We start from the raw sequence: 13,898 nt of genomic DNA on the forward strand, positions 1-13,898 counted from the left end.
CTCGGGATACACTCTAAGTGTAGTAGTTATAAAGGAATTTTCCAGAATCTCTATTTTCTACGTAGAATAACTACGTATTCAAATCAGTGCGTTACCTAAGAGCGAATACATTCTCGCTAAAACAGCATCATGAGGTGACTTGGGTATACCGAGGAAATGGTAGGGTTGAGGTAGATCTGCGTTTCGCATTTACCTCATTGGCTCACAGCGCAGAACCATGATTTAGTCGTAACAGTTCGTCTAAGAAAAAGCAGGAATCACTCTCATGATTCCTGCTGACGTCAGTCATTATTGGCTGTAATAGAGATTAGAAATCACCGGTTACCAGACCAACAATGCTTTGATCCAAACCACAACAACTGTGCGGCTCGTTATGACGCGTCACATGATCTAGAGTGCCTTGCCACCAAGACCACTCTTCTTCACTTACCGTACTCAGTAACCAATGTTGACAGACATGGTTTGGTATCGTCAAAGCACTTGGCATGCGCTGCTGCGCCGCCTCAATTCGCAGTAACGCCTCAATATCTTGGGCTGTTGGCCACGCTTTCATTTGGCAAGCTTTGGTCGGTTTGGCAGCAATCAAAGCGGCATCCAGTAGCTCAATACGTTGCTGGTGATCCAACGTCAGAATATCCCGCTCCGTTATCCCCAATACCCAACCAAGTTTTGCTAACCGATTGCACCAGTGAAGAATCACCTCAACCATGGTGACATCTTGTCCCCTCGTATTGTCGTCACTCTCCGTTGCTGCGACACGATCCAGATAGACTTGAGGTGTCGTATCAACATGCTGAGCGATCGTCGCGCCTAATTGGGCAGCAACCCAAGCCTGACTGCCGGCTCCCATGACATGCACGGTAGCTTCTGGTTGGATATAGGACTGAATCGCTTGCCAATAATAGTGCGCCGCCGCCTCGACCGTTGTGTGTGGCACATTTAGGCCATTCAAACCACGTGGGCGTAGTGCCAACACGAGGCAATCTTGTCCCCAATTCGACAAGTGCGGACGACGATTGAGCAACAGATCTGTGCTATCAAGTAGGTACAGCACCACATTTGTGACATTGTCACCTTGATGAAGTATTTCAACTGCTGACTCAAAATGCGCGTGGGTAAACGTGTGACCTTGCTCATATTGTGCTTGGCGTGCCAAGATGCCTTGCGACATCGCTTCTGCCATATAACCAATGTATGGCTCAACGAACACATGGTAATGATTGGTCTCTTTGATCATGGCAACCGTGATCTCCTGCGTAGGCATGAAGCGGTCCCAACCTAGATAAGCTGCCATTTCAGCGGATTCTCCCACTGGGCGCTCTTCTGCAATCAATAGATCCATCGCCATCGGCAGAGCTTGATAGTGATAATCGGCCGCTAGAATACCTTCGCGATGCAATAACCATTGACGGTAATACTGCTCACTCCAACCGCTTGGCAGCATTCCCATAGCACTTGCTTCTCGGTAGTAGTCATACCAAGAGATAGAAGGATCTTCCGGCGTCAACTCTTGGTTGAGACTCAAAATATCTGCCGCCAAACCATCAAAGACTTCTTTACTCATCGCCGTCAGTTGCTGCTCATCACTCATTTGTTCGCGCAATTGATGACGTGCTACCTGAGGTTTTACCGCCGATGTATCAACAATACCAACGTATTCCACTTGCTGATCTTGGCCTAGTAATTGTTGGGAAATTTCCCAAGCCAACGTGCCACCAAGGGAAATGCCAGTTAAGCGATATGGGCCTTGAGGCTGGACTTCACGCATCAAACGTGCAAAACGCGCTGCAGCCGCTTCAATGGTTTTAAACGGCGCCTCGTTACGATCCGGTGCCGACAGACCATAAACAGGTATTGCAGGATCAATATAACTTGCCAGTAGTGGCGCATACATCATCTCGCCACTGGCTTCAGGCACAATAAACAGCGGCCGTTCATCCTCTTTTGCTGCACGTAGTGCCACCGCCATATCCGCTTGCTCGCCATGACGCGCAATCATATCGGCAATGTCAGCCAAACGTGATGAGGTAAAGAGCGCCGATAAACTTAATTCATAACCATGCTGACGCGCCTCATTTAAAAATTGCACCGCCAACATCGAATGACCACCCAGTTCAAAGAAACTGTCTTGGCGGCCAATCTGCTGCACTCCAAGCAAACGCTGCCAAATCGATGCGATGGTTTGCTCTATCTCTCCCTCAGGAGGAAGATACGCCTGCTGCGCAAGATCTTGCTGCTGCGGAGCGGGCAAGGCACGGTAATCCACTTTGCCATTCGCCGTTAAAGGCAGAGCATCCAATTTCACATAGGCAACCGGCACCATATATTCTGGTAATCGCGCCGCCAAATAGACTTTCAGTGCTTGAGGCTGCGCTTGCCCAACATAGTACGCCACCAGCGTGGTGTTTTGCTCACAGTTCACCGTCACAGTTGCTTCACTCACGCCGCTGTGAGTATTGAGGCTAGCGCTAATTTCTCCTAGCTCAATCCGGAAACCGCGAATTTTCACTTGGCTATCATTGCGCCCCAAATACTCTAACGTGCCATCTTGACGCCAGCGCCCCAAATCACCACTGCGATAAAGCCGCGGAATCACAGCGCCCGGCTGTTTGCTTATCTCTTGGGTTGTAAACGGATCAGCGATAAAACGCTGCTCGGTCATCTCAGCAAGTTTAAAGTAGCCGCGCGCCACGCCCGTTCCGCCAATATACAGCTCTCCAACCACGCCATAAGGCACCAATTGACCGTAGCTGTCTAAAAGATGGATCTGATTACCTTTTATCGGTTGGCCGATATCAATGACGCTAGCATCACTGATAATGACGCCAGATGTAGCCACCACAGTGGTTTCCGTTGGACCATAGTTATTGACTAATTGGTAAGAGGCATCTGCTGCCGGCACTCGATTGAGGCGATCGCCACCAACCAATAAGTAGCGCAGTGTTGGATGGGTTAACTTACGCTGTATAGCCAGTTCAGCAATCGGAGTCGACAAAAAGCCCACTTCAATCGGGGTATCTTGCCACCATTGCAATAACTGTTCGGGATCTTTTGAGATGGATAAGTTTGGCAGATGCAATTGTGCTCCCACGCACAGTGGTGGCCAAATTTCCCATACGCTCGCATCAAATCCGACTCCCGCAACTGCAGAAACTGGAGTGTGGCGAGTAACGCCAAACGCCGGATTGTGCCAATCGACCAAATGCAATAATTGAGCATGTTCAACCATCACGCCTTTCGGTTTCCCGGTCGAGCCTGAGGTATAAATCATATAGGCAAGCTGATTCCCTTTAATGGTGTTGACCACAGGTTCACTGCTTGCCAAACGCCAGTCGGTCTCTTGCATCAGGTTCCAGACCTTATCGGCTTGAGCATGTAAACGGCTGTCAGGTGACATCGCCGCCAATACGGGTGCAAAATCAACAATGCCATCAGTGAGAATCAAGGTCGGTTCGCTGTTTTCGACCATATACGCCAAGCGCTCTAAAGGATAGTGAGGATCCATAGGAACATAAGCTCCACCCGCTTTTAACACCGCCAACATCGCAATAATGCTATAACGAGTGCGATCAAAGCAGAGCGCCACACGTTGCTCAGCGCCCACGCCAGCGTGAATAAGCTGATGTGCCAATTGATTGGACGCCTGGTCCAATTCACCATAGCTCATTGCTCCAAGTGTATCGAGCAACGCCCTATCGTCAGGATAACGATGAGCATGAGTAGTAAAACGTTGCACCACATTGTCATGTGACTGACACGCCACCACCGAATGACTTCCACCTCGCGCAAGTTTTTGCAACTGCTGCCATTCAGTGTCAGGCACCACATTCAGCTTGTGAATCGGCTCATTAGCCACTTGCGGATCAACCAGATTCGTCAACGCCGTCACCATCATAGCGCCAACCCGCTCACTGCCAACCCGCTTTGCAACTTGAACATCAAGTGAGAAACCGCCTAAGCCGTGATCATTAATTGATAACACCATCGGATAGTTGGTTCGCTCTTCTGCGTACAACAGATCCAGAGATTGTGCTTGAATCTCAGTTTGGCGACTGCCACCATCATAGCGATAATTGATCAGTGCAGTAAAAAGAGGGCTTTGCTTCGCCACGCTGCTGCACTGTTGGGCAAGAGAGAGCGACGCGTGTTCGTAATCCAACATTTCAGCCAAATGCCCTTGGGTTTCGTCAATGGCACTGGCCACCGATTGTGTGCTTAAACTCAATCGCAATGGCAAGGTATTAAGAAACATCCCCAATACACGATTAGCGCCATCGCCGGCCGCCATACGACCAAACAGTACCGTACCAAACACCACATCATCACGACCTGTCGCCGCACGAATCACCAATGCCCATGCAAGATGGAATACCGTGGCAGCGCTTACACCGTGATGTTTGGCTAGCGCGCGAATCTTATCTGCTAAAACCGCCTCTAATGGTAAGTGGTATTCCGTGGTATCACTGCCATCGCCTTGGACATCCAATAATTGAAATGGCGCACATGGCTCATCGATATCCGCAAGGCGACGAGTGAAATAAGCACGTTGCGCTTCAAGATCAACCTGTTGGCGACTTTCGTAAACAAAATCACGAAACGGCAGTGGTGCCGGTAACAAATCCTCTTTGCCGAGCAAATGGGCTTGAACCTCTTCCATCATCAGCTCTAAGGTGGTGTGGTCAAAGCAAAGGTGGTGCATCATCAAACAGAGCAACCAACGTTCATGGGCCGCATCTTCGGTCGCGGCCAGTGCCATCATCGGCGCACGATGCACATTAATGCGTGTTGTTTCAGGAGCAAAATGCGCTTTTAACGCCTCAACTTTGTCTTCCTCAGCCAATTCAAGCTGCTGGACATGCAATGGCGCTTCACGCCAAACCACTTGGACCGGTTCAGGCAAACCTTGCCACAAAACGCTGGTACGTAAGATATCGTGTCGATTGATCACCGCTTGCAAAGCGGCGACAAAACGCTGCATTTCTTGCTCTGTGGTAAACGCTTTGATGGCTCTTGTGATATAAGGGTCGCCCTCTTGCGCAAGCATATGGTGGAACAAAATCCCTTCTTGCAGTGGCGCTAATGGGTAAATCTCTTGGATGTTACTTACCCCACCTGTGGTCTGTGCAACAATCAAATCAATATGCGACTGCTCTAACTCTATGAGCGACAACTCTTGTGGAGTCAATTGGCTCAAGCCAAGGGATATGCGGTTGTGGGGAACTCGAGAACGAGATGGAGCCGCCGTTGAAGAGGCACAAAGTGCCTGACTAAGCTTTGCTAACGTAGGATGAGCAAACAAGGTTTTGATGGTTAATTCAATACCACTCTGACGTAACTGTTCGATAAGCTGCACTGCAAGCAGTGAGTGTCCACCCAGTTCAAAAAAGTTGTCTTGGCGACCAACTTGTTCCACACCAAGCAGTGTTTGCCAAATGTCAGCAAGCAACCGCTCTTGTTCATTTTGAGGCACTTCATAGGTGCGATGAATATAAGCATCAGCACTTGGATGAGGTAAAGCGCGATAATCGACTTTGCCGTTTGCCGTTAAAGGCAATTGCTCTAAACAGACAAACGCACTGGGCACCATATAGATGGGTAAGGTAGCTGCAAGTTGCTCGTGCAGTTCTTCAATCCTAACGGAAGGATTGAGGTCGCTTTGCGCATTCCGCTTTGCCTCTGTGTAATAGGCAACGATGCGTTGATCATTTTGCTCTTTGAGAACTTGGACTGCGGCCATCTCCACTCCAGCGCACTGTTGCAGAGCATGAGCAATTTCGCCCAACTCAATACGGTAACCACGAATTTTCACTTGGCTGTCATTACGACCTTGATAAATCAAGGTGCCATCGTATGCAAACGAAGCAACATCGCCTGTCCGGTACATACGCGCATTCGGTAACGTCGAAAATGGGTCGCAGACAAATCGCTCGGCGGTCTGTTCTGGCAAGTTAAGGTAGCCACGAGCCACCCCAGCACCACCTATGTAGATTTCCCCCGTTACGCCCCACGGTACACGCTGTTGCTGTTCATCAAGCAGGTAAATCTGGGTGTTCGCAATCGGTTTGCCGATGTGTAAGGTTTGAGCACCATTCATCTGCCCAGAGGTGGCCACCACAGTGGTTTCGGTTGGACCATAGTTGTTGACCAAGGTGTAATGGGCATTTTCTGGCACATTGCGATTGAGTTTATCACCGCCCACCAAAAGATAACGCAAGCTCTTTGGCGCAATTTGTGCAGCAAACGCTAATTCAGCGATCGGCGTAGGTAAAAAACTCACTTCAACGTCTTGCGCTTGCCACCAAGCCAATAAGCGCTGCGGATCCCGAGTTGTGGCAAGATCAGGCAAACATAACCGTGCTCCTGTTGCTAACGGTGGCCACACTTCCCATACCGCCGCATCAAATCCCATCCCCGCAACGCTCGAAGCAACACTGTGCTCATTGAGCGAGAACGCTTGGTTATGCCAATGGATTAAGTTGGTCAAAGTATGATGCTCAACCATAACCCCCTTGGGTTTACCGGTTGAGCCGGAGGTGTAAATCACATAGGCTAAATCTTGAGCTGTAGCTGCACGGTGATCGAGGTTGTGCTCACTCTCTTGGTTCCATAAAAGCCTATCTTGCGTAAGATGCACTAACGTCACTGAGTGTTCAAAATTGGCTAAAGCGTCCGCAGAAAAATCGAGAATACCATCGGTCAGCAGCACTTGAGGTTGGCTGTCTTGCAGCATATATTCAATGCGCTCTTGCGGATAAGCCGGATCAATTGGTACATAAGCGCCACCCGCTTTAAACACCGCTAACAATGCCGTAATCCATTGCTCACCTCGGTCGCAACATACCGCGACTTTGCTCTCAGCACTGATACCTAAACGACGTAAATAATGAGCAAGTTTATTGGCTTGAACGTTAAGTTTTGCATAAGTGACATTGTCACTCTCGGTACTGACCGCAATCGCATTCGGAGACACTTCAGCCCGATGTTCAAAAAGCGCGTACGCCGATTGAAACGCGCCAAAGTCAGCTTGCGTCGTATTGCTAATTACCCAATGTTGCTCGTCATCAGCGGTAAGCAAGGGAAATTGACCAACTGGCAAAGATAATTCTTGTTTAACCACTTGCTGATAGAAATTCATTAAGCGCGCAAAGTGGCCATCCAGTTCAGCATCGCTATACAGAGCACGGTTTGCATCAAGACACAGCTCTAGTCCCTTATCTTCTCCACGATCACAAATGTTGATCGCCAAATCATCAATGGGTCCAAGCGCTAAGTTATGTGATTGAACCGCATGACCGGCAAACGTCATGGTGTAATCAAACGGCAAAATATTAACGTGAGTAAGGCATAACACATCGTCGCCATTCACCAAACCAAGGTCAGCGGACAACGCTTCACCACGATAGGCCTGATGGCGTACCGCACTCATCACTTTGCCTTTTACTTGATCCACCAACTGAGCCAAGGTACTCAGTGGTGCAAAGTTGAGCCTTAATGGGAGTACATTCGACATCATACTCGGGCATTGGCGTGCTACTTTATTGCGTCGCCCTGTCATTGGGCATCCTATAACCAATTCTTGTTGACCAGTCATGCGCGCAAGATAAAGCGCATTTAGCGTGATCAGCAGTTGCGGTAACGGCGTGTGAAGTGTGTGTGCTAGAGACAGTAATTGTTGTTGAACGGAGGTGGGCACGTAAGCCTGACGACGCACTATCTCAACACAAGAGGATTGACGAGATGCAAGGCTGATTGGCGCTGGCCTTTGCTTCATTTGCTCACACCAATAATCTTGGTCTTTGCTGTATTGCTTGCTTTGTTGATACTGCTGCTCAAGTTCCAACACACTCGCGAGCGAGGTAAAGTCAGTATGTGGAACCGCCTCCCCTTGGGCTAATGCGGTATAAATATCAGCGACACGAGTTGAAAAAAGTCGCGCACCAAATCCATCGATGACGAGATGGTGGGCCGAAGAGAAGTACCAATAACGATCTTCACTTAACTTTATCACGGCAAATGAACAGAGCGGACCAAACAACGGGTCAAAACGGCGCTCGCTTTCATGCGCGATCCATTCAAGGGCTGCGGCCGCTGGATCGGGCGCTTGACTCACATCGACTTGCGGAACCAAACAACTTCTTGGCGCGTACACTTGGTGCACCTCACCGTGCGATCCCATTTCAAAATTAAACTGAAATGCATCGGTTTCCTGATGGGTTTGAACAATGGCCCGAACCAACAAATCAGAATTAATATGGCCATCAATGTCCATATATTCGATAACTTTGAAGACTTTGGCATTGGCTTCATTATTTAATTGCTGAGCAAACCACATGCCTCTTTGAGCGGCGGATAAAGGTAATACAAGGTTCTGCTGTTCACCGGCATAAATTGATGAACGATTCAGATCAATCATAGATATAAACTCTCTATTACACACACGTAAATATAGCCCTCTACAAATTTAAAAGGCCGCAAATGAACACAATTTTTAACAAAATAAATACAAAAATAAAAATAACCCTATAATGGGAATTACAGGGTTAAGTTTTTAAAAATCAACAATAAAGTACATTCGAAAAAATGAATCTAATAATCAAAATACGTTAATAAGGAACCATATCAGTGAAGTTAACACTCACCACATAAGCAGACTTAACCTTTAAGAAAAGGTATAATACGGTACAATTTAATTGATAGACTACTCCAATTAGGCACTGATTAATACTTGAACTGATGATTATTATTTAGAATATTTGTTTTTGGGATGAATATCCCACTACAATTTAATATTTCATGAAACATGAATATTAGTAAATTATAAAATATCACATCCATTAAAAACCAAGAGCCTAATATAACAATTAGATTCGCACTGTATATACACCAATAGCTAACCTTGAATTATCTGCCATTAAAAACATTGATATTCATTTTTTACAAAGTCGATATTTAAAATATATCAATACTTAATATGAATCAGTTCCATTAATTGATGAACATGGTTTTTCTTTAACAACTGCATATGATTCACAGCTGAATGCGCCACCTCTAATTTGGGTAAATGTTTTAACCAGAGTGTTTGCTCAGAACCAAGCTTGGTTGAATTCAATTGTGCCTCACTCGTTTGGCTCGAGAGTAGCAGCTTAATCGGAGCAGCTGGCCACTGTTCAGGTTGATAACCAGTTCGCAAGTTAGCAGCGAACACACGCACTATCCCAGCAAATTGTGCTGGCGTAGTGTTGGCAGGCAACACACCTTTACTTACCAACTGTTGATACACTTTTTCGATCCGCATCGCAGGTTCTAAGGTTTCTAAGATCTCCCAAGTCATCGGCAGTGAAACCCCGTGCATCTCCATTAACCCCGCCAAATAGGCGATCACTTCTAGGTCGGTATATTCCCGTTGCACGGCCTGTGGTGGCTGAGTATCCGCCATCACCAATTCAACTACCTCAACGCCCTTGGCTTCCAACAGTTGCGTTAATTCGAGCGCAACCCATCCCCCAAAAGAGTGACCAATAATATGAACTTTGCGCCCTAGCGTTTTCTCTCCAATTCCTTGGTCTTTCACTAACAATGGCAAAATGGCGTTAAGGTAACAGTGAGCTGCTGCTTGCACTTGCGTGTGTGCTGGCAAATCGCCCCATAATCCCCGCGGCTGTAATCCATACACCGACATGGCGTTATCCATTTGCTCCACCAGATCAATAAAAGCAAATACATTGTCGCCACCACCAGGAATACAAATGGCAATATCGCCATCACGCGTCCCCGTTTGCAATGGAATCAATGGGTCATAATGGGGTAATCCTGTCACAACAGGCCCATCCAACAAATCACGGTTTAACTGCTCGGCAACTTGATTTGGCGTGATATAAGCCGCGTTCGCGCTACCGATCGTCAATGCCAATTCTGTTACGGCATAATAGTGTTCCCAACCGAGAGTACTGTCAGTGGCTCGCGAAACAAACAGATTTAACGAGAGAGGTAAACGATGAATCTGATATTCATGCTCAATCCAAGCCTGCCCGGTATGAGCATTCAGTAATGGCACCACAGAAACTGGTGAATGTTCGCTAAGACGCAATTGCTGTGCTTGAGTTGTCGCGGCCCAACAATCAATCAGACCTAAGTAACGAACCTCTTGATCCACCCCCATCAGCTGTGTTGCCACTTCATAAGCAATCATTCCTGCTGCACCGCGGCCAATCAATTGATATGGCCCTTGGGGCTGGCACTGACGAATTGCGAGAACGTAGTACTCAGCCAGTTTTTGCAACGTATTCAGTTGGGGCAAAACTTGCTCACCACAACGCAAGCGATAAACCGGAACGCGCGGGTCAAGGGCGATACTCAATTGCTCAAGCCAAGCCTGATTTTCATCATCATCACCGAAATAAAATAGCGGCGTTTGCGTGCCATTTTCACGCATGGGCAAAACCAATTGAGTGAGGTAATCGGGGTGACGATAGCGCTCATGTAAGGCAAGTAATGGCTCTGCTGCCTGTTCAGCGCGCAATCGATGCTGAAGAATGTCTTTTTGTAACGGAGTCAACTCATTGTGCTGGGATGGCTCCAGAACGTCTGGTTGATCGGTATCAAGGCCCTCAATGACCGTCGGATCTAGCACAGAATTATTCACCTGCGTGGCCAATTGCGCCAACGTTGGGTGAGTAAACAGTGCCTTAATCGACAACTCATCACCATGCTGGCGCAGTTGGTCAATCAATTGCACCGCCAGCAGTGAGTGCCCACCTAATTCAAAGAAGTTGTCTTGACGACCAACCCGGTTTACGCCCAGTAAGTGTTGCCAAATCTGCGCCATGCGCAGCTCAACCTCACCCTGTGGCGCTTCATATTCACGCTGAATAAACGCCCCTTCAGTCGGTTTAGGCAGAGCGCGATAATCGACTTTTCCGTTCGCGGTCAGCGGCATCTGCGCCAATTCAACATAAGCCGAAGGCATCATGTAACTCGGTAGTTTTTGTGCCAGCTCTTGATGGAGAGCATTAGGTGTTGGCGTCGACTCGATAGCTTGATTAACGGTAAAATAAGCAATAATACGCTGATCTTGAGCTTCTTTTTCTACCGTGACCACGGCAAGCTCAACGCCTTGACAGGCTTGTACACTATGAGCAATCTCGCCAAGTTCAATTCGAAAACCGCGGATTTTCACTTGGCTATCATTGCGACCACGATATTCCAGCGTGCCATCAGGGCACCAACGCGCTAAGTCACCGGTACGATACATGCGCGCGTAAGGCAAATCAGCAAACGGATCAGGCAGGAATCGACTGGCGGTCTGCTCTGGCAAATTAACATAGCCACGCGCAACACCAGCACCACCAATATAGATTTCGCCGGTCACACCACAAGGTACACGTTTGTGTTGCTCATCTAACACATAGATGCGACTGTTAGCGATAGGTGCCCCAATATGCAAAATATCCGCATTGGTCATGGCACCTGATGTCGTCACCACTGTGGTTTCGGTCGGACCATAGTTGTTCACCAGTTCGTAATGGGCCTCGGGCGGCGCATTGCGTGTCAACTTATCGCCCCCCACCAGTAAAGTTTTCAACGTGGCTGGTGCGACATTCTGCGCAAACGCCAGTTCAGCAATCGGAGTGGGCAAAAAGCTCAATTGAACCGGTTGATTCACCCACCAATTCAATAGTTGTTGCGGGTCGCGCGTTACCTCAAGTTTGGGCGCACAAAGCTCACCGCCAACACAAAGCGCAGGCCACACTTCCCAAACCGTCGCATCAAACCCCATACCAGCCACGCTCGACACTACGCTTGCAGAGGTCACCGCGAATGCTTGGTTATGCCAATGAACCAAGTTGGTTAAGGTGCAGTGTTCCACCATCACCCCTTTCGGTTTACCCGTCGAACCCGAGGTGTAAATGATGTAGGCGAGATGATTAGCTTCATACTGTTCATGGCTTGGGTTTTCTTCACTGCCAAACATCCATAACACTTCATCATCGGACATGTGCAGCACTTCAACCGGGCTTTGCTGCTCTTCAAAGGACACCACGCCATCAGAGAGTAAAAACTGCGGCGCACAATCTTGCATAATGTAGTCGATGCGTTCCATTGGATAGGCAGGGTCAATCGGCACATACGCGCCGCCCGCCTTCCACACTGCAACCATGGCAATCAGCCAATCCCAACTGCGATCACAACACACAGCCACTTTCACTTCAGGGCCTACGCCCCGTTCACGCAAATAGTGCGCCAATTGGTTAGCTCGTCGATTGAGCGCATCGTAAGTGAGCTGCCCTTCTTCAACGGAAAGTGCGATGGCGTGGGGCGTTTGCTCAACTTGTTGTTCAAAAAGACGAAACACCGGCTGATGCGGACCAAAATCTTGCACAGTGTCATTCCAGCGCTGCCATTGAGCTAAGTCTTCGCGCATCATAATCGGGTAGTCGGCTAAACTTGATTGCTGCGATACTTTGGTCACTGCGGTGTAAAAATGCATTAAGCGCTGAAAGTGTCCATCCAGAGTCGCATCATCATAAAGCGTGCGATTAGCATCGATGCACAGCTCTAATCCGTGCTCTGCGCCGCGGTCACAGACGTTGATTGACAAGTCATCGAGAGGCCCCAATGAGACGTTGTTGGCTTGCACAGGCAAACCAGCAAAGGTCATGTCGTATTCAAACGGCAAAATATTAATATGAGTGAGCACTAAGGCGTCGTCGACCTTAGTTAATCCTAACTCCTGACTAAGCTCTTCCCCACGATAATTTTGGTGACGCACCATACTTAAAACACGCCCCTGAACTTGCTCCACTAAATCAGCTAAAGTTCCATTAGGATCAATCGCTAAGCGCAGCGGTAGCACATTCGACATCATTCCTGCATAACGGCGGGCGACTTTGCTACTGCGCCCTGTCATTGGACACCCTACCAGTAGATCTTGCTCACCCGTTATGCGATACAAAAACAGCGCAGTCAAGGCGATAAGCAGTTGTGGCAGAGGCGTACCAAGGTCAGCGGCTAAGCGGCGCAATGCTTGATGTGTTTCTTCAGGCAAGTATGATTGACGGCGAACAATGCCCGTGCACACTGCACGGCGTTCACACAAACTCAGTGGTGTCGGCATTCCCGCCATCTGATCGAGCCAATATTGACGATCTTTCTGGTAGGCATTACTAGCACGATAACGTTCTTCGCTCTCTAACACTTTGCTGAGCGAGGTAAAATCACATTCAGGAATAGGCTCATCAGCCATCATGGCACTGTATACCTGTGCTACGCGAGATGAGAGTAATTGAGCGCCAAAACCATCAATAATCAAATGATGGGCACAGGCGAAATACCAAAAACAGGTTGGACTTAATTTCAACACCGCGAGAGAAAACAGGCGGTCGTAATCCCAATCCCATGCACTCTGGCTTTCATTCTCCACCCAATCGCGGGCCATTTGCTGCGGATCGGCGGCCTCACTGCAATCAATGACTGGAATAACGTAGGGCTGATGAACGACCGTCTGCTGTAACGGCCCCATTTTGCCTGTGTAAAAAATACGTTGGAAAGATTCGGTTTCTTTGAGCGTGTGTTGAAAAGCATTGAGAAGAACCGATACCTCGACTTCTCCATCAATTTGCAAATATTCGGTGATTTTAAACACTTTGGGATTGGCGTCTAAATTCAATTGCTGAGCAAACCACATTCCCTGTTGAGCAGAAGACAATGGCATAGCTAACGTCTCATCACGTAATAGTGACAAACGGTGTTGTTTTTCCATATTTAATAACCCGCATTTTACAAATTATAATGGGCCTTTTTGTATGAAACAAAAAGACAAACAATCAAAGCCTAAACGTTACTTTCAAGTGATGTGGATAACCAAATATTTGGTTATCCATTATTGTTATTTTATTTAC

The 13,898-nt window shown here is 48.0% G+C and carries 2 protein-coding genes; both read right to left on the bottom strand.

Annotation, left to right across the window (positions count from 1 at the left end; genetic code table 11):
• Nucleotides 1-307: 307 nt before the first annotated feature.
• On the bottom strand, nucleotides 308-8,413 hold the full coding sequence (locus JCM16456_RS07970) for a non-ribosomal peptide synthetase (RefSeq protein ID WP_068713711.1): 8,106 nt from the start codon (nucleotides 8,411-8,413) through the stop codon (nucleotides 308-310).
• A 546-nt stretch (nucleotides 8,414-8,959) separates the two neighbouring features.
• Nucleotides 8,960-13,759 carry a non-ribosomal peptide synthetase gene (locus JCM16456_RS07975; protein ID WP_068713712.1) on the bottom strand — a complete coding sequence of 1,600 codons (4,800 nt, stop codon included), beginning with the start codon at nucleotides 13,757-13,759 and terminating at the stop codon, nucleotides 8,960-8,962.
• Nucleotides 13,760-13,898: the final 139 nt, after the last annotated feature.

The organism is Vibrio tritonius, from assembly GCF_001547935.1.
Lineage (GTDB): Bacteria > Pseudomonadota > Gammaproteobacteria > Enterobacterales > Vibrionaceae > Vibrio > Vibrio tritonius.